This window comes from Paenibacillus jamilae (genome assembly GCF_050482105.1).
In the GTDB taxonomy this organism is placed as follows: domain Bacteria; phylum Bacillota; class Bacilli; order Paenibacillales; family Paenibacillaceae; genus Paenibacillus; species Paenibacillus jamilae_B.
The window spans coordinates 122683-148394 of record NZ_JBCNHI010000033.1 but is presented as its reverse complement, the minus strand read 5'-3'; the positions used below and the strand labels follow the sequence as shown (position 1 = coordinate 148394).

The window sequence follows — 25712 nt, the reverse complement described above, 5'->3', positions numbered from 1 at the left end:
AACAGATATTAATCTGGAGTTTTTTCAGTTAAGGGTTCCTGCGTTTTATCGTTCGCCCAGCCGAGCACATCTATCAGCTTGAAGAACAAACTCAGGATAATACCGATGATTGTAGCCAATGCCATACCTTTCAATGTGACAGCACCCCAAGTGAGCGTAGTACCGCTAATTCCGACAACAAGCACGATGGTAGCAAGCAGCATGTTGGTTGGCTTGGCGAAATCAACCTTTTGCTCAACGAAAATTCTAAGACCAGAGGCAGCGATTACACCGAATAATAGCAAGGATACACCACCCATAACAGGAGACGGAATATTGGAAACAATCGCTGAGAACGTACCTGAGAAGGACAATAGGATGGCAATAACGGCCGCTCCGCCAATAACCCATACAGAGTACACTTTCGTTAAGGCCATGACACCGATATTCTCACCGTAAGTTGTATTTGGTGTAGAACCTACAAAACCGGAAATGATGGTAGAGATCCCGTTTCCCAGCAGAGAGCGGTGGAGACCAGGATCCTTGGACAGCTCACGCCCAACGATGTTGCTCGTCACAAGCAAGTGACCAATATGCTCTACAATGACGACCAGAGCAACAGGAAGGATCGTCAGCATAGCCGAGGCATTAAAGGTAGGAGTGGCAATTGCGGGATGGGCGAACAAAGGAGCATCCGCAATTGCCTGCGTATTGACCATACCCATGAAATAAGCAAGCACATAGCCTACCACGATACCGATTAGAATATGAATGATTTTGGCAAATCCGCGAAACAACACCGCACCCAGAACAGTAACACCGAGCGTAACAAGGGAAAGGGTGATCGTCTTGGGATCTGGTGTCCAGGCTTTAGTAGGATCGGCATTAATAATGCCTGCCATGCCTGCAGCAACGGGAACCAGTTCCAGACCAATTAAGGCTACGATTGAGCCCATGACAGCCGGTGGAAAAACGACATCCAGCCAACGAGTTCCAGCATATTTGATTACCAGTGCGACGAGACAGAAAATAATACCTGTAACGATGAAAGCACCCAGGGCCATTGCATAGCCATTACTGCCAGGGTTACTTTTAAGCACAAGACTGACGGGAGCGATAAAAGCGAAGCTGGAGCCGAGATAGGCAGGGATTTTGCCACGACAGATCCATATGTACAACAATGTCCCAATACCGTTCATGAGCAAAATCATGCCGGGATCGACGCCGAAAATATTTGGCACCAGCACGGTGCTGCCAAACATGGCAAACAAATGCTGTACGCTGAGCAGGAACCCAGGTCCTGCTGGAAGCTTTTCATTAACTTGAATTTCGCGTTGCAACGCATTTCACTCCTTAGTTCTTTCAATTATTCTTATATACATTAATTACTTTTCGTAATTTTTTCAATATAATTCGTTTCATTTCGTCAACAATCGTGATTTTACTTATCCATGTGTGACAAAATAATGCGACAGTGCCAAACCTGTAATAGTTGACGTGTGGCGTGCTAAGCGTCATAATTGTAGGAAATCACTTTTAAAAGGGAACCTTTGCGCGACATTGATCGGCGGGTTCCATTTTGCATAGAAAGGACACGGAATAGAGCAGAATGGGGATAGAGCAATTACTTAAAAAGGCCGGGGCCTATACCAGAGAAGCAGATCTTATCCGCATCAGGGACGCCTATGATTTTGCCGAGCAGGCCCATTCCGGCCAGACTCGTAAGTCCGGTGAACCTTATATTCTGCATCCGCTTGCGGTTGCTGATATCGTCGTTAATATGCAGATGGATACCATCTCCATTATCGCCGCTCTTTTACATGACGTTGTGGAGGATACGACGGTGTCTTTGGCGCAGATTCGCGAGCATTTTGGCGATACCTGTGCGATGCTTGTCGATGGGCTGACGAAGCTGGAGCGTATCCAGTTCCGATCCAAGGAAGAACAGCAGAACGAAAATTATCGCAAAATGTTTATTGCGATGGCGCAGGACATTCGTGTCATCGTCATTAAGTTGGCAGATCGTCTGCACAACATGCGTACCCTGAAATATCAATCGGAAGAAAGCCAGCGTCGAATCGCTTACGAAACATTGGAGATTTTCTGTCCAGTTGCTAACCGATTGGGTATTTCTGCGATTAAATGGGAAATGGAAGACATTGCTTTACGCTATCTGAATCCGCAGCAGTATTATCGCATTGCTAATTTGATGCATAAGAAGCGGGCAGAGCGTGAGCAATTTATTGATAATGTCATACAGCGTATCAGAGAGAAGCTGGAAGAGATGGGCATTCAGGCTGATTTGTCTGGACGCCCTAAACATATTTATAGTGTGTTTAAAAAGATGACGACGAAAAACAAGCAATTCAATGAAATATACGATTTGCTGGCGATTCGAATTATTGTGGATAACATTAAAGACTGTTATGCCACATTGGGGATTATCCATACGTTGTGGAAACCAATGCCGGGGCGGTTTAAGGACTATATCGCCATGCCTAAGGCTAACATGTATCAGTCTCTCCATACGACCGTAGTGGGGCCCAATGGAGAGCCTACAGAAGTACAGATTCGCACAGTAGATATGCATCGCACCGCTGAATTCGGGATTGCCGCCCATTGGGCTTATAAAGAAAACAACGGAGCGAATAACACGAATTTTGAGGACAAAATCACCTTTTTTCGAGAAATTCTGGAGCTGCAAAACGAGGCGAAGGATGCGTCGGAATTTGTGGAATCACTCAAAATGGACTTTTTCTCTGACCTTGTGTTTGTCTTTACTCCTAAGGGAGAGGTCATTGAGTTGCCGGCGGGATCGGTTCCGTTGGACTTTGCTTTCCGTATCCATACCGAAGTTGGAAATCGAACGATTGGCTCTAAGGTAAATGGAAGAATCGTACCTTTGGATTATCGGCTGAAAACCGGCGATATTGTGGAAATTATGACCTCCAAGCATTCTTATGGACCTAGTCAGGACTGGCTTAAAATTGCTCAGTCCTCTCACGCGCGCAGTAAAATCAAGCAGTGGTTCAAGAAAGAAAAGCGTGAGGAAAATGTCGAAAAAGGACGCGAAAGTCTGGAACGTGAGCTAAGAAAGCGTGATATTGAGCCATCGGTCTGGATGAGTGAGGATAAACTTCAGGAAGTGGCACAAAAGTTCTCTTTTAATGACTCTGAAGACATGCTGTCTGCAATTGGCTTTGGCGGTATAACTGCAGCGCAGGTCTGTACACGTCTGACAGAGAAGCTGCGCAAGGAGCAAGAAGAGGCTCGGCTGATCGAATTGACGACCGAGGTCAAGGAGTACAAACCACAGGCTGAACGGAAAAAGGCACCGACCAACGGTGTCAGCGTCAGAGGCGTCGACAATTTGCTCGTTCGCTTTGCACGATGTTGTAATCCCGTACCAGGTGACGACATCATCGGCTACGTAACACGTGGGCGCGGCGTGTCTGTTCACCGTACCGATTGCCCGAATATTCCTTCGGGTGTGGGCGAAGATCAGGCGCGTGTGATTGAAGTAGAGTGGGAAGAAGCAGCCGAGGTCAATTATAGCGTTGATATTGAGATTACAGGGCATGACCGCAATGGTTTGCTAAACGAGGTGCTTCAAGCCATTTCTGAGAACAAAACCAGCTTCTCAGCCGTGACAGGTCGTACGGATAAAAATAAAATGGCAATGATTCACATTACAATTCTCATTCGTAACACGGATCATTTGCATTCTGTTGTCGAACGAATCAAGCGAGTGAAGGATGTATACACCGTGCACCGGATTATGCAATAACTTGTTAAGTGTACACGTAGGTTTATATAGCCTTTGTAACGCTTCTCGGGTACACGAGACTCGGAGGGGTTAAAAGAGCCGTGATACGGCTGTGGGCACCTTTTAAGGGGAAAAGTAAAGGAGCAGCGAATAGGCGATGAAGATTATTATTCAGCGCTGTAAAGACGCTCAGGTAACGGTGAATCAAAAGGTGGTCGGCAAGATCGGAACCGGATTAATGCTGCTGGTTGGTATTGGTCAGGGAGATACGGCAGCCGATGCCGTTTATTTGGCGGATAAAACAGCGGGATTGCGTATATTTGAAGATGCTGAAGGCAAAATGAACGACAGTGTTCTGGATGTCGGTGGGGCCATTTTGTCTGTCTCACAATTTACGTTATATGGTGACTGCCGTAAAGGGAGAAGGCCCAACTTTATGGGAGCAGCCAAGCCTGAGGAAGCGGAAAAGCTATATGATTTTTTCAATAGCCAGCTTCGAGCCAAGGGCCTTGAGGTCGAGACGGGAATCTTTGGAGCTATGATGGATGTTTCATTAACCAACTGGGGCCCAGTAACGTTGATTTTGGATAGCGAACGTTCATAGGCCTACATTCTGGACATGTTCTGAGCACGGAACAGAGGAGAATAAAATAACCATATAGAGGGACCATAATGTCATCCTGATCGGTGACTAGCCATCTGGAAAGCCTTAAGGGTGACAGGAGAGACGAAGCTATGCGTCAGACCCCAAAAATGGACGGATATCGAAGCGCCGTGCTGCTTTATCCTGGTAGTATGCGGGAGGCAATCAGCCTTACCCGTAATACCGACGCGCTGTTACAGCATGTTGCTACAGCTGTGGACAAGCCAGGACGCGGTGCCCTGCCGCGTAGGTAACAACAGGAATCCACTGGTTAAATGCAGCTTTAACAACGTGTTGCCTTGTGTAGTTATAATGAGGTCAAAAACAAAATATGTAGCAGTAAAATTAGGGAGGAGCCAATGGGCTCCTTTTTCTTTTTCACTGCTTGGAATTGTTATAAACACAGATCAAGCGGGTAATAACAAAGCGTGGTAGGCAAGCAAACCTAACTTTAAGCTCACTCTGAGATAACCGGAAAGGAGATCTGAACGATAATGAGTAAAATTGCATTCTTGTTGGCTGACCAATTTGAGGATTCCGAAATGAAAGTTCCCTATGAAGAACTGAAAAAGGCTGGGCATGAGGCTGATATTATTGGATTAAAACAAGGTGAAAAAGTGAACGGTAAGCAAGGCAAAGTAAGCTACACCATTGAAAAAGCCATTGCCGATGTGAAATCAAGTGACTACGATGCAGTTGTTATTCCTGGTGGATCATCTCCGGAAAATTTACGATTGGATGCAAATATTCTGAAATTTGTAACTGAAATTAATGAGTCCAAAAAAACGATTGGTGCGATCTGCCACGGACCGCAAATTTTGGCGAGTGCCGATTTGTTACAAGGTCGGACGATTACAGCTTATCCACCATTGAAGGATGACTTAATTAATGCGGGTGCTCATTTTGAGGATCGTGAGGCGGTCGTGGACAGTAACTTTATTACGTCTCGGACTCCTAAGGACGAGCCTGCCTTTGTACGTGAGCTGTTAAAGGCACTGTAATTTGACGGTGAATGCTTCCGTAGATTTATGCCAGTACAATTCCCAAACGAGGAGGATTTGATATGGCTAAACAAATTCAGGCTTATTTTCGCACAGAAGATGAAGCTGAGGGTGCCAGAGCTTCGCTTCAAGCTTATAGAACCGAACATTTGGAAGTAGGCGCTCTGGATGAGGCGCTCGGTCGGGAGACGAGAGTTTTAATTCCGTTGGTCCCTTATAACAATTCTGGCTCTGTGAGCACAGGAGGTTCTGCGGGTGCGGTAATTCCAGCCGCAGGGGCTTATGGCGAGAATATTTTACCCGATGCGAAGAATGACGAGATTAACTCTGGCACAGCCCAAAGGGATCTGAATGAGGATCGGAACGGCACCACGAATTATGACGGCGGTTTGCTCCGTGCGACAGATGTGTATATTAATGGCGATCATGATGAATTACGATATGTATTGTCCGCCAAGGTGAATGATGCCGATTATGATGAGATCATTTATAAGCTCCGTTCCAATCGTGCTTATGTAGCGCAGCTGGATTAAAAACGGAGCTAGTGCCACAAGATTGTTGATATTTGAGGGAAATAGGCACACTAAAGTGGCTGTAATACAATTGTAATATTCGAAACATCATTCCTTAATATTCGTTGTTTATAATAACAGCATGACCCCCTTTTGATATATCTTTTAGACCTGCGGACCGTTTCCGCAGGTTATTTTCTTTTTATAAGACTTATTTGTCTGATTCTAGGGGGAATATCTTGACTTTGTCGAAGCAGTTCATTAAAATCATAAAATAATGAAAAATGATTTGATGACGGGACCAAGTACTCCGAACCCAACAAGCGCAGAGAGGAATTTCCAGGCTGTAAAAATTCCCTTGATGAGCGGACGAATGACCTCCCCGAGAACAGGCGGCGAACAATGAGGAATATCTGCTGAGTAATGCACGGCATATGCCAAGCAGCAGATTCACACCTGCATAATAGCCGTACTGCGCGTTACGGGCGTTATACGTATGAGCGGAGTCAGTGTAATGCTGACGGACACTGAGTCATTTGTATGCTAGTGGTCTGGTAAACTCCGGAATGTGGGTGGTACCACGGGTGATTTGTAAACGACAATCCCTCGTCCCTGTTAATGATAACAGGGCGAGGGATTTTTTGTTTTTATAAGAAATACAATGACGGGGGGATACGTAAATGGCCTTTCAAAAACCGACGGGAACACAGGATTTGCTGCCAGGCAGTGTAGAAAAATGGCAAGTGGTCGAGGAAAAAGCCCGCGAAATTAGCCGCCGCTTTAATTATCGTGAGATTCGTACACCGATGTTTGAACAAACTAATTTGTTCGTTCGGGGTGTGGGTGAAACGACCGATGTGGTGGAAAAGGAAATGTACACTTTTGAGGATAAAGGCAAACGGAGCATGACGTTGCGTCCAGAAGGAACCGCAGGGGTTGTCCGCTCTTATGTGGAGAACAAATTATATGGGGAACCGGATGTAACTAAGCTGTACTACATTGGCCCGATGTTCCGGTATGAGCGTCCACAAGCTGGGCGTCAGCGCCAGTTTCACCAATTTGGCATTGAAGCATTCGGGGCGATGGACCCGGCGCTGGATGCAGAAGTTATTGCTTTCGGGTATCAGTTCTGTCGTGAGCTGGGCCTGAAAGGGGTACAGGTAGAAATTAACTCCGTTGGTAATGCTGCCAGTCGTGCTGCTTATCGGCAGCATTTGGTGGACTTCCTGATGCCCATTAAGGATACGTTGACCAAGGAGAGCCAAGCGCGCATCGAGCGTAATCCGCTGCGTGTGCTGGATAGCAAAGATGATCAGGACAAATTTAGCGGGGCACCTTCGATTTTGGATAGTTTGGATGAGGAATCCAGCACCCACTTTGAGAAAGTGAAGCAAAACTTGGATGCGATGGGCGTGGAATATACAGTGAACCCGCGCTTGGTACGAGGACTGGATTATTATACGCTGACAGCATTCGAGTTCAAAGCCGAAGGCATTGGTGCTATTGACACGATTGGTGGAGGCGGTCGCTACAACGGATTGGTTGGAGATCTGGGCGGACCGGATCAGCCAGGGATTGGTTTTGGCATTGGGTTGGAGCGAATTCAGCTGATTTTGGAGCATCAGGGTGTCAAACTGAACGAAGCCAAGTCGCTGGATATCTATATGGTGGCTTTGGGTGAGGCGGCAGAAAGGGAAGTGACCAAACAGCTGTTCAAGCTGCGTCAAGCTGGTTTTTCCGCAGAGCGAGATTATCTGGGGCGTAAAATGAAAGCTCAGATGAAATCGGCAGATCGCTTTAAAGCAAGATATACGGCGATTCTGGGTGACGATGAGCTGGTTAAAGGTGAAATTGCACTGAAAAACATGGAAACCGGTGAGCAACGTACTGTTAAGCTGGATCAACTGGTGGAAGAATTAGGCTAAACAACATGATGTAACATCAGTCAGGGGGAGCTTCCCTCTGGCTGTCATATAGCATTAACTACTAAACATAAACAGGAGTGTGTATTATGAAAAGGAGTCATCAATGCGGCGCATTGACTCATGCGCATATCGGAGAAACAGTTACATTGAACGGTTGGGTACAGACCCGTCGTGATTTGGGGGGCGTACTTTTTATAGACCTGCGTGACCGTAGTGGAATTGTACAAATCGTGTTTAATCCGGCTTATTCCGGTGAAGCACTGCAAATTGCAGACCGCGTTCGTAGCGAATATGTGCTTGAGGTTACTGGGACTGTTGTCAAACGTGATGCAGAAACGATCAATACGAACCTGCCTACAGGTGAAATTGAAGTGCGTGTCACTGAAATCGAAGTATTGAATGCATCCAAAACACCTCCGTTCTTCATTGAAGACGGCGTAGAAGTAGACGAGTCACTGCGTTTGAAATACCGTTATCTGGACCTGCGTCGTCCGGAAATGCATCAGACATTGAAATTGCGTTCCAAAGCAGCAAAAGTATTCCGCGACTTCCTGGACGGTGAAGATTTCATTGAAGTGGAAACACCGATTTTGACGAAAAGCTCCCCTGAGGGTGCACGTGACTATCTGGTTCCTAGCCGAGTGCATGAAGGCGAATTTTTTGCCTTGCCGCAATCACCACAATTGTACAAGCAATTGCTGATGGTGGGTGGCCTGGAGCGCTACTACCAAGTGGCACGTTGTTTCCGTGATGAAGATTTGCGTGCTGACCGCCAGCCTGAATTTACGCAGATCGACATTGAGACTTCCTTCATGCAACAAGATGACCTGCTGCCTATGATGGAGCGTCTAATGGTGAAATTGTTCAAAGAAACAGTTGGGGTAGAGCTGGAAACCCCATTCCAACGGATTACACATGCAGAGGCAATGGACAAGTATGGTTCTGACAAGCCTGACCTGCGTTTTGGTCTTGAGTTGATAAATGTTAATGATATCGTGGCAACCAGTGGGGTAAAAGTATTTGCTTCCGTAATTGAAAAGGGTGGCGAAGTTAAAGTTCTTAATGCCAAAGGATGTGGCACGTGGAGTCGTAAGGACATTGATGACCTGGGTCCTTTTGCAGCACGCTACGGAGCAAAGGGCTTGGCTTGGATTCAAGTGAAAGAAGGCGAATTCAAGGGGCCGATCGTTAAATTCTTTACACCGGAAGAAATCGAAGCCTTGAAAGAGCGTACGGGAGCCGAAGAAGGCGACTTGTTGCTGTTCTCTGCGGATAATAAAAAAGTAGTTGCTGATGTTTTGGGCGCGCTTCGTCTGAAAATTGGCCGTCATTTGGGGCTCATCGACGATAACAAATTCAAATTTGCCTGGGTTGTTGACTTCCCGCTTCTGGGCTATGACGAAGAACAAAAACGTTATGTTGCGGAGCACCATCCGTTCACTCGTCCGAAGGAAGAAGATTTGGCCCTCTTGGACACAGATCCAGGTCAAGTTCGTGCTCAGGCCTACGACATCGTGCTGAATGGCTACGAAGTGGGTGGCGGCTCGATGCGTATTTTCAAACGTGAAGTTCAGGAGAAAATGTTCAAAGCGCTCAACCTGCCGCCTGAAGAAGTGAAGGATAAATTCGGTTACTTGCTGGATGCATTTGAATATGGTACGCCTCCACATGGTGGTATTGCCTTCGGTTTTGACCGTCTTGTCATGCTGCTTGCAGGTCGTACAAATCTGCGTGAAACGATTGCTTTCCCGAAAACAGCCAGCGCGACAGACCTGCTTATGGATGCACCAGCCGAAGTGGATCAAGCTCAATTGGATCAGCTCCATATTCGTCTTGCTCCAAAGCCTGTTGCACCTAAAGCTTAAAACAAGCGTTGGATTTTGCAAATGCAAGCTGCCATCTGTTGGCATGTAAATAGATTACAGAATGCCGTGAACCCGTTACCCTTTTATGGATAATGGGTTCGTGGTTTGTATGCTGGAGTTCCAGCTTAGAGTTTAAACCAGTGAGGGAGGATTACCATATGCTGCATCAATTTTCACGCACGGAACTGGCCATCGGGACGGAAGGTCTGGAGGTTATGAAAAATAGCACGGTAGCTGTATTGGGTATCGGTGGTGTCGGTTCGATTGCAGTGGAAGCGCTGGCGCGGACGGGTGTTGGACGCATTATTTTGATTGATAAGGATGTCGTAGATATTACCAATATTAATCGTCAAATTCATGCGCTGACGACAACAGTAGGTCAAAAAAAGGCTGATCTGATGGTTGAGCGTGTGAAGCTGATTAATCCTGAATGTGAAGCAATTGCACTGAACATGTTCTATACAGAAGAAACATATGAGGAGCTATTCAAGTACGATCTGGATTATGTGCTGGATGCTTCGGATACGATTATTTACAAAGTTCATTTGATTAAAGAATGCTTGAAACGGGGAATTCCGATGATCTCCAGTATGGGTGCTGCGAATAAAATGGACCCAAGCCGTTTTCAAGTTGCCGATATTTCCAAGACCAGAATGGACCCGATTGCCCGTGTCATCCGCACCAAGCTGCGCAAGGAAGGCATTACCAAAGGCGTCAAGGTTGTATTCTCTGATGAGGAGCCAATGAAGCCGCGCGAAGAAATCACCAAGAAAATTGTACCTGCCAACGCACCTGAAATCCGGAAGGCAAAGCAACCGCCTGCAAGCAATGCTTTTGTACCTCCGGTAGCAGGCTTGATCATGGTGAGTGTGGCCGTGAAGGATTTGTTAGAGCGCGCTGGTGTGTAAGCTGGAAAAGTAGCATGACAGTACATTTATAGATTACAGTAGTAGGTATTCACTTTAAGACCTGTAGTTCTGTGCATCACTTCACTTGGTGTCACAGTAGGCTACAGCTCTTTTTGTTTGGAAAAAACGCGCTTACTGCAAACAGATTGAACAACTTGCTGGAGGGTTTTGGTATGAAGGATGGGCTATGGTCCAGAAGTCTCGGTTTCAAGCCCGAGCATCACTGGAAAAAGGAATTGGCCGCGGGTGCCATTTCTTATTTTTCCGTTGTATATATTATTATGGTTAATGCAACTATTTTGGCAGATGCCGGGATTCCTCTACAAGGGGCAATGCTCGGGACGTTGCTGACATCGATGATCGGCTGTCTACTGATGGCTTTTGGCGGAAAGTCCCCCATGGTCGTTGTACCAGGAATGGGGATTAATGCCTTTTTTACCTACACGCTCGTACATTCCATGAAGCTGAGCTGGCAGGAAGCGTTGATGGTGGTTGCCGTCACAGGATTGATTTTCGCCATTGTGGCATTTACATCATTGTACAAGCTGATAAGCCAGGCGATTCCCCACAATTTGCAACATGGAATTACCGTAGGTATTGGTCTATTTTTAACCTTTATCGGTCTGCAAAAAAGCGGGATCGTGATTGCACATCAAACGACTTTTGTGGCTATTGGTCATTTTAATGATCCCAAGGTAATTACGGCCTGTGTAACGTTGCTGCTCGCAATTGTATTATTTGTGCGTAACGTTCAGGGCGGTTTGCTCATCAGCATTTTGGCAGGAACTGGGCTTGCATACGTACTGGGAGCTGTAGAACCAACAAGCACGGTACGAACCTCTGAAACGGTGCGACAGTATGGGCAATTGTTTGGGGAGCTTTCCTTTTCAGGTATCGCCTCAGTAGCCTTCTGGATCGCTGTTTTTTTGCTGTTACTGATTGTGTTGTTTGAGAATGTTGGAATGATTACTGCACAGACCAACATGATTGGAAGACCGGATGCTTTTAAGAATAGCTTGCGTGTGTTGGCGGTGACCAATATTTTTGCCGGTATTTTAGGTAGCAGTCCCGCAGTAGCCGCTGCGGAGTCGACGGCTGGTATTGCCGCAGGAGGACGTTCAGGGATGACACCGCTGGTAACAGCAATTTTATTCGGTGCGACATTTTTCTTTATACCGTTGTTGGCTTATATTCCTGACAGTGCCATTGCGCCTGTATTAATCATTATCGGAGGCTTGATGGTACAAAACGTAAGAGAGATGGACTTCAGTGATTTTACCGAATCGTTCCCTGCGTTTCTGATCATGGTCATGATGCCCTTTACTTACAGTATTGTAGATGGGATGGCATTTGGTTTTATTGCATACCCCGTAGCCAAGCTGGCAGCTGGACGAGGCAAGGAAGTGCCTGTCGCGTTATATATCATTTCTATACTGTTTGTGGCTAATTTTGTGCTTCATTCTCTGGTGTAGTAAACTCGAAGATAGGTTGTACTGTTCATACCCGCGCAGAGCGCGGGTGTTGTTGTTTGAACAAGAATGGTCAGACAGGAAGCGAGGTTGATGGTTTAATGGAAAAAGAACATCATGTGCAGCAAGATGATCAGGAGGACTGGATGAAGAAAAAGTCGAGTAAAAGACCGGATAAGGCTGGCATGGGTCGGTTTATCAAATTGATTGTGAGTGCGCATCCGCCCAAGGCCATTCTGACCATCGCCCTGATTCTGACATTAATTCAGACGATTGCTGGTTTAATCGTACCGATGATGACCAAAGGGTTGATTGATGGCTTGACCTTTTCTTCCCTAAACCGTATGGTCATTATCGGTCTGATTGGCGCTTTTGTACTCCAAGCAGTGGCTTCGGCAGTTTCGATTTATATGTTGAACTACGCCGGACATAAAATAGTGGCTAATTTGCGCAAACGCTTATGGCATAAAATTTTATCTCTACCCATTCCATACTTTGACCGGAATCGATCAGGAGATACGATGAGCCGCGTCACTAATGACACAAGTCTGATTATGAACTTAATTACCGAATATCTTGTGAATCTGATCTCTAATGTGATTGCGATTATTGGTGGTATTGCGTTGTTATTTTATTTGGATTGGGTGATGACGCTCATTATTCTGACCATTGTTCCGCTAACAGCCCTGATTTTATTTCCGGTAGGCAGAAAAATGTACCGTATCTCCAAAAAACAGCAGGATGAGATGGCAGATCTGACCTCAGTGCTGAGTCAGGTTATCGGCGAAATCAGGCTGGTTAAGGCCTATGGAACGGAAAGCAGAGAGGCACAGGCTGGGGAGGATCGCATTTTCCGTATGTTCCGCTTTGGATTGCAGGAGTCACGTATTTTGGCCCTGGTAGGTCCCATCTCTACCTTTTTGCTGACTGCTGTGCTGGTTATTATATTGGGTGTTGGCGGTGTTCGTGTAGCGTCAGGTGTACTGACTGCGGGTGATTTGGTAGCCTTTATTTTGCTACTGTTTCAGGTAATTACACCGATGGCCCAATTCACGACCCTATATTCACGTTTGCAAAAAGTAGTTGGTGCCACTGAACGGATTCAGACTATTTTAGACCATGAAGAGGAACCGCTAGAGCTGAAGCAGGAAGCGGCACAAGAGAGCAGAGATATTGTGTTTCGTGACGTTGCTTTTTCGTATACCGAAGGGGAAGAGGTGCTTCATCAGGCAAACCTGGTAATACCGGCTAACCAGACGACAGCATTCGTGGGGCCGAGCGGAAGTGGGAAGTCTACCTTATTTTCATTGTTGGAGCGCTTTTATGTACCAGATACAGGGGAAATTCGTTATGGAGACGAACCGATATCATCATATACACTGTCCTCCTGGCGCTCCAAAATTGGTTATGTATCACAGGAAAGCTCAATGATGACCGGAACGGTCAGGGATAATATTACGTATGGCTTAGGGCGCGAAGCTGATTTGGAAGAAGTGAGACGAGCTGCCATGATGGCGTATGCCGACGCATTTATTATGGATTTACCTCAAGGCTATGATACGGAGGTGGGAGAGCGGGGAATGAAGCTGTCTGGTGGTCAGCGGCAACGGATCGCCATTTCGCGTGCGCTTCTTCGCAGTCCTGACATCCTCATGTTGGATGAGGCTACCTCTAGCCTGGACAGCTCGTCCGAGCATGAGGTGCAGAAGGCACTAGCGAACTTGATGGAAGGGCGTACGACAATTGTCATTGCACACCGATTGTCTACGGTGGTCCATTCCGATCAAATTATCGTGCTGGACAAGGGAAATGTAACGGGTGCAGGAACCCATACCGAGTTATTAGAGAATCATCAGGTGTACCGTGAGCTGGCTCAAAAGCAGTTTGTGGAGATGGGAGATAAGGTGGAGCTTTAGAGGCCATTATGCGTGTGATTTGATCCGCCGATTGCTCAGCTTCTTCGGATTCAAAATCACCCGCTCCACTGGTGCCGAAAAGCTCCATACTTTTGTAAAAGGGCAGGGAAATGGACGTATTAGGAAATAAGGTTGGATTTTTATGGTCAAATGTGTTACGCTTACTTTCCTTTTTTTGTGTCGGGGCACGTGATAAGATGCAGAAATCGAGACTTGATATTCTTAGGAGGTAACTGAAATGGAGAATAAGTTTCAAAGTGCCTATCAAGAAGAACAGCACAGGCTGTCGCTTGCTATGGAGGAAATTGATCGGAGATTGGAACGGCTACGCAATACGCCAGTGTACACTGGGCATGACTTTACGGAGCAAGTACTGGAATCCGCACGGGAAGAGAAACGCCAGGCTTTGGCCAAAAGCTCGCAGGAGCCTTATTTTGGGCGTATGGATTTTGACGAGCGCGGTAGAGGGCAGCGCAAGCCACTTTATATCGGTAAGATCGGGGTGGAGCGTGAAGAAACGTCAGCGTATCCGCTGGTGATTGATTGGCGTGCACCGATTGCCAGCTTGTTTTATTCGTTTACAGGTGGTCAGGAAACGGCGTCCTACGAAGCTCCTGAGGGAACTGTCGAGGGCTTGGTGTATCTGAAGCGCAACGTTGTTATTCGGAAAAGAATCCTGGAACGGGTCGCCGATACGTACAATCGTGAAAGTGACGAGCCTGCCGTTTCCGATGAATTTCTCGTTTATCGTTTGGGAGAGAACAAGGATAACCGTTTGCGGGATATCGTATCTACCATTCAAGCGGAGCAGGATCAGATCATCCGCGCGGCTAAAAATACAGCCCTCGTTATTCAGGGGGTAGCGGGCAGTGGCAAGACAACCGTAGCGCTGCATCGGCTTGCATTTTTGCTGTACCAATACAAAGATCAGGTGTCGGCAGATAAAATGGTTATTTTCGCACCAAACCATATGTTTCTCGATTATATTTCAGATGTACTTCCAGAGCTGGGGGTCGGAAATATACAGCAAAGTACATTTGCAGATTGGGCGTTGGGTTTGCTGGGGCTGGATTTACCTCTGGCAGATCCTGCCGAAACGTTATCTTATTGGTTTGAAAGTGGCAACTTGAGAACGGAATCTATGGATGAAGCGCCGGGTAGGTTTAAGGGGTCGGTTCATTTTATGAAGCTGCTTCAGGATTTTGTGGAACGACTGGAGCCTATCTCGGTGCCTGAGGGCGACTTTTCACCATGGGATGGGGCGGTGTTACCGCGTACTGAGATCTTGAATTGGTTCAATGAGGAGTATAAGCCCTATCCGCTCGCAAAACGGAAGGAACGTGTGCTGGCAAGAGTCCATCGCTGGATTGAAATGGAATTGAAAAAGTCACCTTCTGCGGCTGCGCTCAAGGAACGGAAGAAAAAAGCCGGATCTCGGGAAAAGGCATATGCCAAAAAGTGGCCCCAATATGACGCGCTGACGCTTTATAAACAGCTTTTTCAGGCAGCTAAAGGATTACCTGCCGAGACCGCTGCGGAAATGAAGGCTTCATTGTCGGCTGCCATCTTTAAGGCCACACAGTCAGACCTGCGAAATCAGATCATCCGTGAAGAGGATCTGACTGCGTTGGTGTATCTTCACGTGCTGATTCATGAGGTAGAATCATCTCAACGTTTTGACCATGTGGTCATTGATGAAGCGCAGGATTTTTCACCATTTCATATCGCCCTCCTGGATTTGTTCGTAAAAGGGCATTCCTTTACAATACTGGGCGATTTATCGCAGGGCATTCATGAGTATCGCGGTGTACATGCATGGGAGGAAATGAGTTCTCTTTTTGCGCCTGAACACACGGGGTATTTTGCACTTACACGGAGTTATAGATCAACTTTGGAAATTATAGAATTTGCAAATACTATTTTGGAGCAGGGAGTACGTGGCGGTATTACAGCGGTTCCGGTGTTTCGTAGCGGTGATCCGGTGCGTACCGTGTCTTACGACTCGTCAATGCGTGGGCAAAATTTGCTCACCGCCCTAAAAGAGCTTTCCTCCAAGGAGTATCGTACTGTTTCTGTACTGACACGTACCTTAAAAGAAGCTGCAGAGCTGCATGAGGTTTTTACCAGTGCGGGGTTGGATGTCCATTTGATTGACGGTGGTAAAAAGCAATATGAAGGCGGCTTGTCTGTACTGCCTGTATACCTGTCCAAAGGTTTGGAGTTCGATGCAGTGATTGTGGCCGATGCTGACCAGGATCATTATGGAGAACGGACATGGGATGCCAAGCTGTTGTATGTAGGATGTACGCGTGCACTGCATGAGCTATGGCTATTGCATGACGGCCCACTTCCAAGTTACGTACAGGCGCAAACGGAGTAAATAGAACGCTGTATGCATACCGACCCAAGAACAGCCACGAAATTCATTTTTCGTCCGAGGCTGTTCTTTCTTTTTTAGTTGAATCACATGAAAGGCTACAATTATACCGTGACCAGGCTATCTGCAACCTGTTAACCGATATGGTAGAATAAGAAGCGGTTTATAATCATTTAAATGCAGTAGATGGATTGAATTATCATGTCTTTTAACTGTATGGGCGGACATGTTTTCAATGAAAAAGCAAGTGTTCGTTCATAAATCATAAGGAAGTGAATGAAATGGATTTATTTTCATATTCCCAGGAGTCATCGCCAAACAATCGCTTGCTTGCAGATCGCCTGCGTCCGACTTCGCTGGATGAATATATTGGACAGGAGCATGTTGTGGGTCCGGGTAAGCTGCTGCGAAGAGCTATAGAGGCAGATCAGGTTTCTTCTATATTGCTGTACGGACCACCGGGATGCGGTAAAACGACCCTGGCACATATCATTTCTCAACATACGCAAGGTGATTTTGTGCGTCTAAATGCAGTAGAAGCCTCTGTGAAGGATGTAAGGGAAGTCATTGACCGTGCACAGACGAATAAATCGATGTATGGCAAAAAAACCATTCTGTTTCTTGACGAGGTCCATCGTTTTAACAGTTCGCGTCAGGATGCATTGCTGCCTGCGGTGGAAAAGGGAACGATCGTGTTTATCGGCGCCACGACGGAAAACCCCTTTCACTACGTTAACGGCGCTTTAATGAGCCGTTCTACGTTGTTTCAGCTTGAAGCGCTAACCCGTGAGCATTCGCTGGCTGCTATGCGCCGCGCCTTGAGCGATGCGGACAAGGGGCTCGGCTATATGCAGCTTCAGGTAGACGAAGCTGCACTGGACCACATCGCGTCCATGGCGAACGGCGATATCCGCCGTGCATTGAACGCGCTGGAGCTGGCGGCGCTCACGACACCTCCGCTGGCAGACGGCACGATTCATGTGACACTGGAAGTGGCAGAGGAATCCATCCGCCGCCCGATTGTCAAGGCAGACGAGTCCACACAATATGACGTGCTGTCTGCCTTTCACAAAAGCATTCGCGGTTCCAGCGACGCGGCGCTGTTCTGGTTCCTGTATGCCGTAGAGAAGCTCGGCATGGACCCGATGACCTTTATTCGCCGCCTCATTGCAGCGAGCAGTGAGGACATTGGCCTGGCGAATCCGCAGGCGATGGTGCAAGCGGTCAGTGCGCTTGAAGCCTACCGCAATAACGGCTGGCCTGAGGCCAAACTGAACATTGCACAGGCCATTTTGTTCGCCGTGGAAAGTCCCAAGTCGAATGCCGTATACACGGCGATTTCACGGGCCATGTCGGCCATGGACGATATAAAATCGGCTGAGGTGCCGCTGCATCTGCGCGATGCACATTACAAAGGCTCGGAAAAACTCGGCCATGTTGGCTATCAATATCCGCATAATTTTCCGAATCACTATGTGAGACAGCAATACTTGCCCGATTCGATAGCAGACCAGACCTTTTACCAGGCCACTGAGCAGGGAAATGAGTCTAAAATCAGGCAAAATCAGCGTTGGCGGGAGTCGCAGTCTTAATATATGTGTGACTTTAATATACGAAGTGTACGATATTGTCATAGTGCACTATGATCTTGCAAGAGCGAAGAAGGGAATAAAAGAAATGAAAGACGTACTATTCGTCGCAGCAGGTGGAGCACTCGGAACCTCTGCTCGCTACAGTATACAATTATTATTGCCTGCGGCTGGGGCAGACTTTCCATTTGGCGTGCTGTTAATGAATTGGCTCGGCTGCCTGTTTCTCGGCTGGTTTTTTACGGTGACCTTGCGATCATGGCGGATCAACCCCCGCTGGCGACTTGCCATCGGAACAGGCTTTACAGGGGGATTTACTACCTTTTCCACCTTTACGGTGGATGCTGTACGCCTCACGGTTCACGATCGCATGCTGACGGCTGTGTTGTACCTGCTGCTGAGTGTAGGCGGAGGCTTGTTTTTGACGTGGGCAGGTATCCATTTAGGCACAAAAATGACGCAGGTTGCCCCTAAGGAGGAACATTTATGATTTGGTGGGCGGCAGCAGGTGGGATGGTAGGTACCATAGCGAGATACAGGCTTGGCATGTGGGCCGGAAAAAGGTTGGGTACGTTATTTCCGTGGGGGACGTGGATCATTAATATCAGCGGTTCATTACTGTTAGGGTGGCTGTATGGCGAGTTTACACAGCACCATCTGTCTCCTGCACTCTGGATGCTGCTCGGAACAGGTTTTTGTGGCGGCTACACCACCTTTTCCACATTCGGCTATGAATCTCTTCAACTGATGGAACATAAAAAGTACCGACGTATGACTATGTATATATTATCTTCTGTAATAGTAGGAGTTATTGCTGCAGCTATCGGGTACAGGGTCAGTTATACCTTGTAAGTATTTTCATAATGACAGGTAAGCACACAATAAAAGCTTCCACTCCCTTACTCAAGGCGTTATCAGCCATGAATAGGAGGGCGGAAGCTTAGTGCTGTGCTTATTTAACTATTTTTTATCTCGTTCTTTGTATAATTCAGGTAAAAGGGCTTTGAGTTCAGGTCGTGGATCAGGGTCAGACAGCTTCATTTCCTCTAGCGTTTGGACCGCTATCCGCAGTACAGTATAATCTCTGTACCAACGATTGTCTGAAGGAACAACATACCAAGGTGCTTGCTTGGTTGCACTTAGCTCTAGTACCTCCTCATAGTATTGGGTATATTGCTTCCAAAATTTCCGTTCCTGCAAATCACTCGGATCAAGCTTCCAGTTTTTGCGTGGCTTCTCAATCCGATCAATCAGCTTTTCCAACTGAAATTGCTTTGAAATATGTAAAAAGATTTTAACCACCTTTACACCACTATCCAGCAACAACTGTTCAAAATGCTTGATATGCTTTATATTTTGTTTGGCCTGCTTATCGGATACCTGTCCGTGAACTCGTGTAATCAGCACATCCTCATAATAAGAACGGTTGAACGCTGCAATATATCCCCGTCCTGGGGTAACAGTATGAGCACGCCACAAGAAATCATGGCTTAATTCCTCAGTCGTAGGTGATTTGAAGCTGTGTACAGTGACCCCTGCGGGGTTAAGATTGGAAAACACCTGCTTGATCACTCCATCTTTTCCGCTGCAATCCATACCCTGGAATACAAACAAAACGGCTTGTTTTTTCTCTGTAAATAATTTACTTTGTAATTCGGCAAAGCGTTCCTTCAATTGTTCTGTTTCCTGTCGGATTTCTTCTTTATTTTTAATATTCTTCGTATCCTTGGGGTCCCATTCTTTCAAAGAAACTTTCTTACCTGGTGTCAGCATTCCTAATGAATCAGACATAAAGGCACGCTCCTTTTCAATTGAAGTAACGATCTGTCTACATCATATACCCAAATCGGAACGTTATCAAAAATTTCTCATGTATAGTCTTTATTAGCGATTTTTCTACTGATGATGCCTCTGGTCACGAAATTTTCTTCAGGTTCAACAATTAATAAGTTAAGTTTTAAGTCTTTAGGCATAGGTAATAAGGTGAATCTTTCTTATAACAATTAGGAATTAAGATGGTTCTCCATAAATTTGAAGAGTGTTATTATGTCCTGACGAACTTTCAACAGAGGTATAATATGACAACTATTAAAGTAACACCTGAGCAGCTTATGACTATCTCCAAGCAATTCGAACTTGCACAGCAAAAAGTGACCCAAATGAATATCAATTTAATACAACAAATTTCATCTATGGAACGATTCTGGGATGGAGTGACAAAAGAGCAGTTCTATTATAGTTTCCAAACATCTCAGAAGAATATGAATGACTTTGTTACACTGACAGATTCTATTGCAAAAGAATTGCGTCGTCATGCCGATAAATTCAGGTTAGCTGATTTGCGGGAAGCAGGTAATATTGATTCAAGCTGCTTACCACCACCACCTAATTCATGTGCTATCCCTACTCCAGATACTAGAAATGCTTTGGAAAAATCAGCAGATAGTTTGGTAGAGCTTGGTGAGGATTTTATGGCTGCTGCGGAGGACAGGTACGAAAAACGCTATGACTCTGTAGGTGGATTTTTAGACTATTGGACGTTTGGAATTCCAAAAGGTTTGTATCAAGGATATGCAGAGCGTGCATCCAAGCAGTTTGATTCAGGGAATGATTTTTTAAACTTCTGGACTTTTGGTGTACATGGAACAATCAGAGAAGCAATGTTTCCTACAAATGCATGGTCAAAGGAACATTGGGCTAACATGATCGGTACAGCGGGAATATTTGGGGGAGTCAGTTCAGTAATTAAACCTAAGATTGGATTGGGCTCGTCATTAAAATATGAGGTGAAATCTGGGGCTACTATTGAAGTTAAAGGGACATCGAATCGTTTATCTGATACGATGTTAGGTAAGAATGATGCTGATCCATTTAGGGATATATATGGTCCCGGACGACTTTCTCATCCAGAAGAGTGGAGTACCATTATTAAGAATACGCAAGGAGCCGGAGTTGAAGTTAGGATTCTAGATAGAGACATTATGGCGTATGCCCCCAAAGGATCAGGGAAGCCTGGGCAATTGAATATATATGAGGATGCTTCAATTAGTGCACTGCGGCATGAGTACCAACATTTTCTTGATGATAAAGCTAAAGGTTTTCCTAGTTTGGATGTAACATATGAATTCAAAAATAGGATTATCATGGAACTTAGAGCCTATATGGTAGAGATAAAAGAAGCAGAGAGGATTGGAAATAAGGACCTTGCAGAACAGCTTTGGAATAATTACAGGGATGAACGGCAGTATCTTTTAGAGAATTATGGGCCAGTTAAACTAGATTGATGGGAGATAACAAAATGAAGCTACTTACTTTATCGAAAGAAATACGAGAGGGAAAAATAGGCGACGATCAATTGGTGGAATGTTTGGATATCCAGCATAATCAGGTACAGTTGAATGCAATGAGTCAGATCGCTAAAAAGAAACTATGCAATGAGAAAATAATCGAAAAATTGAGACATATTAGCCAGTTCAGAGACCCTAAGGTAAATAAGCTTTTTGGTATTGATACGCTTGGACACTATAGTATTGCCGTACTTCGAGTATTGAACACTTCTGAATCTATAAAACAGTACGAGCTGTTAATGTCTGAACTCGACGATTTTGATAAAGAAATAGTTGAAAGAATTACAGAGGGAATAAGTTAGTGTTCATTTTAGAAGTCCATAGTTTTTTTGGATGAGGAGTTCTACTTGATAATGGAAAATAAACCGCAAAATAAGAGAAATACTGCTTGCTGTATCTAAAGAAGCCCTACATGGCTAAAAACATGTAACAGAAAAAAGTCGCCCCTCCCAAATCAGGAGAGACGACTTTTTTATTACGGCTATTCAATGTTAATTGTTATTCATTCAAACCGTTTCGGGCTGAAGTTTTTCAACCTTATCAATAGTTCCGCCACCTAGACACCGTTCCCCGTCATAAAATACTACAGCTTGTCCAGGGGTAATGGCTTTTTGGTGTACATCGAATACGACATGTACGGTTCCATCTGCAAGCCATTGTAAAGTTACTTGTTGGTCAGGCTGACGGTAACGGAACTTGGCTGTACAGCGGAATTCAGCGGATGGACGTGCATCTGCACCTTCAATCCAGTTCACATCTGTTGCAATCAGGCCGGTGGAATACAGGCTGTGGTGACGATCACCTTGTACCACATACAGGATGTTCTTCTCCAGATCCTTATCTGCTACGAACCACGGCTCGCCTGAACCTGAGCCGCCGATGCCTAAGCCTTGTCGTTGGCCCAGTGTATAATACATCAGACCATCGTGGCGTCCTTTGACTTCACCCGTAGCGATATCCACCATATCTCCACCTTTTGCAGGTAGATATCCACTCAGAAACTCTTTGAAATTGCGTTCACCGATAAAGCATACGCCTGTGCTGTCTTTTTTCTTGGCTGTATAAAGTCCCGCAGCTTCTGCGATTTTACGGACTTCTGGTTTCGGCAGATGGCCGATCGGGAACATGGCTCGCGACAACTGTGTTTGGCTTAATGCATTCAGGAAATAAGTCTGATCCTTGTTGCTGTCCACACCACGCAGTAAAGTAAAGCGGCCGTCTTCTTCCACAACCCGTGCATAATGTCCAGTAGCAACATAATCTGCTCCCAAATCCAGCGCTTTGTTCAGAAACTCGCCGAATTTAATTTCCCGGTTGCACATGACATCCGGATTGGGTGTGCGTCCAGCTTTATATTCATCAAGAAAATAGGAGAATACTTTATCGAAGTATTCTTTTTCAAAATTAACTGTATAGTAAGGAATGTCGATCTGTTCACAGACACGGCGCACATCCTCCGCATCCTCTTCAGCCGTACAACGGCCAAATTCATCCGTGTCATCCCAATTTTTCATGAAGATGCCGATTACGTCATAGCCCTGCTCCTTTAGCAGCAGCGCGGTAACGGATGAGTCGACGCCACCGGACATCCCGACGACGACACGGGTTTCATGATTGGCTTTTGCCATGGTCATCACCCAATTCTTTCAATATTGTTGTAGAACCCACCTATTGTAACATAAACGATAATAAGTTACGATGTTTGGACGAATAAACGACACGGCGAACGATGAAAGAAAGCTACATAAAACGGGCTAATTCTGTTCCTAATCGCTCGAAAGCAACTTTTTTTAAGATTGTTACCGTAATGTTTCCCTTTACCTGCCCTAATATGTTAACATAAGCTGAGGGTTAGGATCGGAATAGAGAGGTTTACAACTCCAATTATTCCGCGTGTTTAACGGAATTGTTAATATAAGAGAGGTGCCACAATTGAAAATATCAACGAAAGGCCGTTACGGCCTGACCATTATGATGGAGCTTGCAGCCAGGTTTGGCGAAGGTCCAACTTCTTTGAAAAGTATTGCCGAAAAAAATCAGCTATCAGAGCATTACCTGGAACAGCTCATTGCACCTTTGCGTAATGCAGGTTTGGTAAAAAGTATCCGTGGTGCTTATGGTGGTTATATTTTGGCGAATGAACCGTCAGGCGTAACAGCAGGAGACATCATTCGTGTACTGGAAGGTCCGATTTCTCCAGTCGATTTTACGGAAGAAGACGATCCGGCAAAACGCCAGCTCTGGCTGCGAATTCGTGATAGCATTGCTGAAGTGCTTGATTCTACTACACTTAAGGACTTGATCACATACCAAGAACATGATGAATTGGATAATTACATGTTCTATATTTGAGGTGGATAACATGAACAGAATTTATCTGGATCATGCCGCATCGACTCCTATGCATCCTGAGGTTGCGCAGACTATGATGGACATCATGACCGGCCAATTCGGCAACGCTTCGAGCGTTCATGCCTTTGGCCGTGATGCCAAGCGCACCGTCAGCGCTGCGCGGGATGCCGTTGCGGCCTCTTTGGGCTGTAAGCCTGAAGAAATCATATTTACGAGCGGAGGGACAGAGAGTGATAATCTGGCCCTGTTTGGGACGGCTACGGCAGATGGCCGCACTTCCGGTCATATCATTACAACCGCGATTGAGCACCACGCTGTGCTTCATGCTTGCGATGAGCTGGAAAAAGCGGGATACGAGGTGACCTATGTCCCAGTCAATGGTTTTGGGCGTGTAAATCCTGCGGATATAGAGGCAGCTATTCGCCCGGATACTTTTTTAATCAGCATGATGTATGCCAACAATGAGGTAGGTGTCATTCAGCCGGTCCAAGAAGTAGGACAGATTGCGAGAGAACGTAGTATTATTTTCCATGTCGATGCAGTTCAAGCCTTCGGGCATATATCCATCGACTGCGGGAACCTCCCGATTGACCTACTTAGTGTGTCTGGACATAAGATTAACGGACCGCAAGGTGTGGGTGCATTGTACATTCGTCAGGGTACACGCATTCAGCCGCTAATGCATGGGGGACTTCAGGAGAAGAAGCGCCGTGCCGGAACAGAAAATATCGCTGGCATTGCCGGGCTGGCTAAAGCCGCAACTCTTGCCAATGCTTCCATAGAGGAGCGTGGGGCGCACGATACCGCTCTTCGTCAGACGCTGCTAAAAGCGTTGGAAGATTCTCTGGGCAGTAGTGAGTTTATAGTCAATGGTGATCCTGAATATTTTGTGCCTAATGTGCTGAATATTAGCTTTCCTGCCATTGGTACAGAGACTATGCTGATGAATCTCGATATGGAGGGAATTGCAGCAGCCAGCGGATCAGCCTGCACTTCGGGGTCTTTAGAGCTATCGCATGTGTTGCAGGCGATGGATCTTCCTGAAGATGTTTTGAACTCAGCGATTCGCTTTAGCTTCGGTTTGGGTAATACTACGGAAGAAATGGAATACACGGCCAAGAAAATTGAAACCATATGGAAGCGGCTGCGTACTAGGAACTAGGGATTTCTCCGTATTTCAGTAAGAAGGGAGGGGCGGTTTTCCATTTCATTGCATGAACGAAAAGCAAGGTCTGACAGGCATGTAGGAAAACGATCGCACCTTCGTTCGGATTGCAGAATGAGGAGGGACCCATATATGAAACTTCAAGATATGATCGGACTTGCCGTTTTTGATGTAGAAGACGGGAAGCAGATTGGCAAAATACATGACTTTATGCTGACAGCTGATTGGCGAATTACAGGGATTGAGCTAGAAGGTAAAGGTCTTTTTTCATCTCATGTCAAAATGGTGGCTTGGGATGACATCGTTGCTTATGGTGAGGATGCGATCATGATTCGCAATCAGCAGGCCGTCCGTAAAACGGAGGCCCACGATATACAACATACGTACTTGCTTGGACCCGGTAAACTGAAGGATCTTTCTGTGCTAACAGAGGAAGGGCTTATGCTCGGGCACATCTCGGATGTTTATTTTGACCAGGAAATGGGCAATAACATAATAGGCTTGGAAATCAGCGATGGTTTTGTATCGGATATTATAGAAGGGCGGAAATGGCTGCCCTGCACCGAAGATATGTCCATCGGGGAAAATGCTGTTATGGTTCCCCCGTTAAGCGAGCAGCGTTTGGAAAAAGCCATATATTCTGTTAATGGATAGGGTGAGTTTATTGAGATGTCCGAATTGTAATTCCAAAGATATTGGCAAGATTGGCTCCCATCAATTTTATTGCTGGGGATGCTTTATTGAACTTCAGGTGAATGGTGAAAAAATGTCTGTCTACCAAGTCGAAGAGGATGGAACGCTCAGTTCGCTGGACGACTTATTCTTTGGAGATGAGATGGCACAACAGGACTTGCCGCAAATTCACGCTTCTTCGTAAGCTTGACACAAGAAGTGGACA

Annotated in this window: 23 protein-coding genes; 20 read left to right on the top strand and 3 right to left on the bottom strand. The window is 46.0% G+C overall.

Annotated elements, in window-relative coordinates:
* Positions 1-8: 8 nt before the first annotated feature.
* Entirely contained in the window at positions 9-1319 is a 1311-nt protein-coding gene (gene uraA, locus ABEW32_RS25140; protein ID WP_430192862.1) for a uracil permease, read from the bottom strand.
* Between the two features lie 269 nt (positions 1320-1588).
* Between uraA and ABEW32_RS25135 the strand changes: the two genes are divergently transcribed.
* The 14 genes from ABEW32_RS25135 (at position 1589) to crcB (ABEW32_RS25070) (ending at position 18802) form a co-directional block, all read left to right on the top strand.
* Positions 1589-3766 carry a RelA/SpoT family protein gene (locus ABEW32_RS25135; protein ID WP_430192860.1) on the top strand — a complete coding sequence of 726 codons (2178 nt, stop codon included), beginning with the start codon at positions 1589-1591 and terminating at the stop codon, positions 3764-3766.
* 136 nt (positions 3767-3902) lie between these two features.
* Positions 3903-4349, top strand: a complete 447-nt coding sequence (gene dtd / locus ABEW32_RS25130; protein ID WP_013372633.1) for a D-aminoacyl-tRNA deacylase — start codon at positions 3903-3905, stop codon at positions 4347-4349.
* Between the two features lie 131 nt (positions 4350-4480).
* Positions 4481-4642: a hypothetical protein gene (locus tag ABEW32_RS25125; protein WP_430192858.1), complete on the top strand. Its 162-nt coding sequence runs from the start codon at positions 4481-4483 to the stop codon at positions 4640-4642.
* 240 nt (positions 4643-4882) lie between these two features.
* Positions 4883-5389: a type 1 glutamine amidotransferase domain-containing protein gene (locus tag ABEW32_RS25120; RefSeq protein ID WP_430192856.1), complete on the top strand. Its 507-nt coding sequence runs from the start codon at positions 4883-4885 to the stop codon at positions 5387-5389.
* Positions 5390-5451: 62 nt separating this feature from the next.
* Positions 5452-5922 (top strand): hypothetical protein, encoded by a 471-nt coding sequence (locus ABEW32_RS25115; RefSeq protein WP_430192855.1) that lies wholly within the window; start codon positions 5452-5454, stop codon positions 5920-5922.
* Positions 5923-6581: 659 nt separating this feature from the next.
* The gene (hisS, locus tag ABEW32_RS25110; RefSeq protein ID WP_430192853.1) at positions 6582-7826 is read left to right on the top strand and encodes a histidine--tRNA ligase; all 1245 of its coding nucleotides are present in this window, start codon (positions 6582-6584) and stop codon (positions 7824-7826) included.
* 86 nt (positions 7827-7912) lie between these two features.
* Positions 7913-9691, top strand: a complete 1779-nt coding sequence (aspS, locus tag ABEW32_RS25105; RefSeq protein ID WP_019688323.1) for an aspartate--tRNA ligase — start codon at positions 7913-7915, stop codon at positions 9689-9691.
* Between the two features lie 158 nt (positions 9692-9849).
* Complete coding sequence (locus ABEW32_RS25100; protein WP_013372626.1) at positions 9850-10599, top strand: tRNA threonylcarbamoyladenosine dehydratase; 750 nt, start codon at positions 9850-9852, stop codon at positions 10597-10599.
* A gap of 173 nt (positions 10600-10772) precedes the next feature.
* A complete protein-coding gene (locus tag ABEW32_RS25095; protein ID WP_430192850.1) occupies positions 10773-12071 on the top strand; it encodes an NCS2 family permease in 1299 nt (432 codons plus the stop codon).
* Positions 12072-12169: 98 nt separating this feature from the next.
* Positions 12170-13984, top strand: a complete 1815-nt coding sequence (locus ABEW32_RS25090) for an ABC transporter ATP-binding protein (RefSeq protein WP_430192906.1) — start codon at positions 12170-12172, stop codon at positions 13982-13984.
* A 238-nt stretch (positions 13985-14222) separates the two neighbouring features.
* Entirely contained in the window at positions 14223-16364 is a 2142-nt protein-coding gene (locus ABEW32_RS25085) for a HelD family protein (protein ID WP_430192848.1), read from the top strand.
* 278 nt (positions 16365-16642) lie between these two features.
* Positions 16643-17953, top strand: a complete 1311-nt coding sequence (locus ABEW32_RS25080) for a replication-associated recombination protein A (RefSeq protein ID WP_430192846.1) — start codon at positions 16643-16645, stop codon at positions 17951-17953.
* Positions 17954-18038: 85 nt separating this feature from the next.
* Complete coding sequence (gene crcB, locus ABEW32_RS25075) at positions 18039-18440, top strand: fluoride efflux transporter CrcB (RefSeq protein WP_430192844.1); 402 nt, start codon at positions 18039-18041, stop codon at positions 18438-18440.
* A complete protein-coding gene (gene crcB / locus ABEW32_RS25070; RefSeq protein WP_430192842.1) occupies positions 18437-18802 on the top strand; it encodes a fluoride efflux transporter CrcB in 366 nt (121 codons plus the stop codon). The genes crcB (ABEW32_RS25075) and crcB (ABEW32_RS25070) overlap by 4 nt, the downstream gene beginning before the upstream one ends.
* A gap of 108 nt (positions 18803-18910) precedes the next feature.
* On the opposite strand, the gene ABEW32_RS25065 is transcribed toward crcB (ABEW32_RS25070), so the two are convergent.
* A complete protein-coding gene (locus ABEW32_RS25065) occupies positions 18911-19741 on the bottom strand; it encodes a PPK2 family polyphosphate kinase (protein WP_430192840.1) in 831 nt (276 codons plus the stop codon).
* 287 nt (positions 19742-20028) lie between these two features.
* Between ABEW32_RS25065 and ABEW32_RS25060 the strand changes: the two genes are divergently transcribed.
* Together ABEW32_RS25060 and ABEW32_RS25055 are read left to right on the top strand one after the other, a co-directional pair.
* The gene (locus ABEW32_RS25060; protein ID WP_430192838.1) at positions 20029-21234 is read left to right on the top strand and encodes a WXG100 family type VII secretion target; all 1206 of its coding nucleotides are present in this window, start codon (positions 20029-20031) and stop codon (positions 21232-21234) included.
* A gap of 14 nt (positions 21235-21248) precedes the next feature.
* Positions 21249-21599: a hypothetical protein gene (locus ABEW32_RS25055; protein ID WP_430192836.1), complete on the top strand. Its 351-nt coding sequence runs from the start codon at positions 21249-21251 to the stop codon at positions 21597-21599.
* A gap of 204 nt (positions 21600-21803) precedes the next feature.
* On the opposite strand, the gene mnmA is transcribed toward ABEW32_RS25055, so the two are convergent.
* Positions 21804-22925, bottom strand: coding sequence for a tRNA 2-thiouridine(34) synthase MnmA (mnmA, locus tag ABEW32_RS25050; RefSeq protein ID WP_430192904.1), 1122 nt, complete (start codon positions 22923-22925; stop codon positions 21804-21806).
* A gap of 304 nt (positions 22926-23229) precedes the next feature.
* On the opposite strand from mnmA, the gene cymR reads away from it, so the two are divergent.
* From cymR to ABEW32_RS25030, 4 genes are all read left to right on the top strand, one after another.
* A complete protein-coding gene (cymR, locus tag ABEW32_RS25045) occupies positions 23230-23649 on the top strand; it encodes a cysteine metabolism transcriptional regulator CymR (protein ID WP_013372613.1) in 420 nt (139 codons plus the stop codon).
* A 10-nt stretch (positions 23650-23659) separates the two neighbouring features.
* Entirely contained in the window at positions 23660-24811 is a 1152-nt protein-coding gene (locus ABEW32_RS25040; RefSeq protein ID WP_430192833.1) for a cysteine desulfurase family protein, read from the top strand.
* A 135-nt stretch (positions 24812-24946) separates the two neighbouring features.
* Positions 24947-25468, top strand: a complete 522-nt coding sequence (locus tag ABEW32_RS25035; RefSeq protein WP_013372611.1) for a PRC-barrel domain-containing protein — start codon at positions 24947-24949, stop codon at positions 25466-25468.
* Between the two features lie 10 nt (positions 25469-25478).
* Positions 25479-25691, top strand: coding sequence for a hypothetical protein (locus tag ABEW32_RS25030; RefSeq protein WP_013311529.1), 213 nt, complete (start codon positions 25479-25481; stop codon positions 25689-25691).
* Positions 25692-25712: the final 21 nt, after the last annotated feature.

Coding starts and splice junctions, on each gene's coding strand:
- ABEW32_RS25135 (WP_430192860.1), top strand. CDS start 1,589: ATGGGGATAGAGCAATTACTTAAAAAGGCCGGGGCCTATACCAGAGAA.
- dtd (WP_013372633.1), top strand. CDS start 3,903: ATGAAGATTATTATTCAGCGCTGTAAAGACGCTCAGGTAACGGTGAAT.
- ABEW32_RS25125 (WP_430192858.1), top strand. CDS start 4,481: ATGCGTCAGACCCCAAAAATGGACGGATATCGAAGCGCCGTGCTGCTT.
- ABEW32_RS25120 (WP_430192856.1), top strand. CDS start 4,883: ATGAGTAAAATTGCATTCTTGTTGGCTGACCAATTTGAGGATTCCGAA.
- ABEW32_RS25115 (WP_430192855.1), top strand. CDS start 5,452: ATGGCTAAACAAATTCAGGCTTATTTTCGCACAGAAGATGAAGCTGAG.
- hisS (WP_430192853.1), top strand. CDS start 6,582: ATGGCCTTTCAAAAACCGACGGGAACACAGGATTTGCTGCCAGGCAGT.
- aspS (WP_019688323.1), top strand. CDS start 7,913: ATGAAAAGGAGTCATCAATGCGGCGCATTGACTCATGCGCATATCGGA.
- ABEW32_RS25100 (WP_013372626.1), top strand. CDS start 9,850: ATGCTGCATCAATTTTCACGCACGGAACTGGCCATCGGGACGGAAGGT.
- ABEW32_RS25095 (WP_430192850.1), top strand. CDS start 10,773: ATGAAGGATGGGCTATGGTCCAGAAGTCTCGGTTTCAAGCCCGAGCAT.
- ABEW32_RS25090 (WP_430192906.1), top strand. CDS start 12,170: ATGGAAAAAGAACATCATGTGCAGCAAGATGATCAGGAGGACTGGATG.
- ABEW32_RS25085 (WP_430192848.1), top strand. CDS start 14,223: ATGGAGAATAAGTTTCAAAGTGCCTATCAAGAAGAACAGCACAGGCTG.
- ABEW32_RS25080 (WP_430192846.1), top strand. CDS start 16,643: ATGGATTTATTTTCATATTCCCAGGAGTCATCGCCAAACAATCGCTTG.
- crcB (WP_430192844.1), top strand. CDS start 18,039: ATGAAAGACGTACTATTCGTCGCAGCAGGTGGAGCACTCGGAACCTCT.
- crcB (WP_430192842.1), top strand. CDS start 18,437: ATGATTTGGTGGGCGGCAGCAGGTGGGATGGTAGGTACCATAGCGAGA.
- ABEW32_RS25065 (WP_430192840.1), bottom strand. CDS start 19,741: ATGTCTGATTCATTAGGAATGCTGACACCAGGTAAGAAAGTTTCTTTG.
- ABEW32_RS25060 (WP_430192838.1), top strand. CDS start 20,029: ATGACAACTATTAAAGTAACACCTGAGCAGCTTATGACTATCTCCAAG.
- ABEW32_RS25055 (WP_430192836.1), top strand. CDS start 21,249: ATGAAGCTACTTACTTTATCGAAAGAAATACGAGAGGGAAAAATAGGC.
- mnmA (WP_430192904.1), bottom strand. CDS start 22,925: ATGGCAAAAGCCAATCATGAAACCCGTGTCGTCGTCGGGATGTCCGGT.
- ABEW32_RS25040 (WP_430192833.1), top strand. CDS start 23,660: ATGAACAGAATTTATCTGGATCATGCCGCATCGACTCCTATGCATCCT.
- ABEW32_RS25035 (WP_013372611.1), top strand. CDS start 24,947: ATGAAACTTCAAGATATGATCGGACTTGCCGTTTTTGATGTAGAAGAC.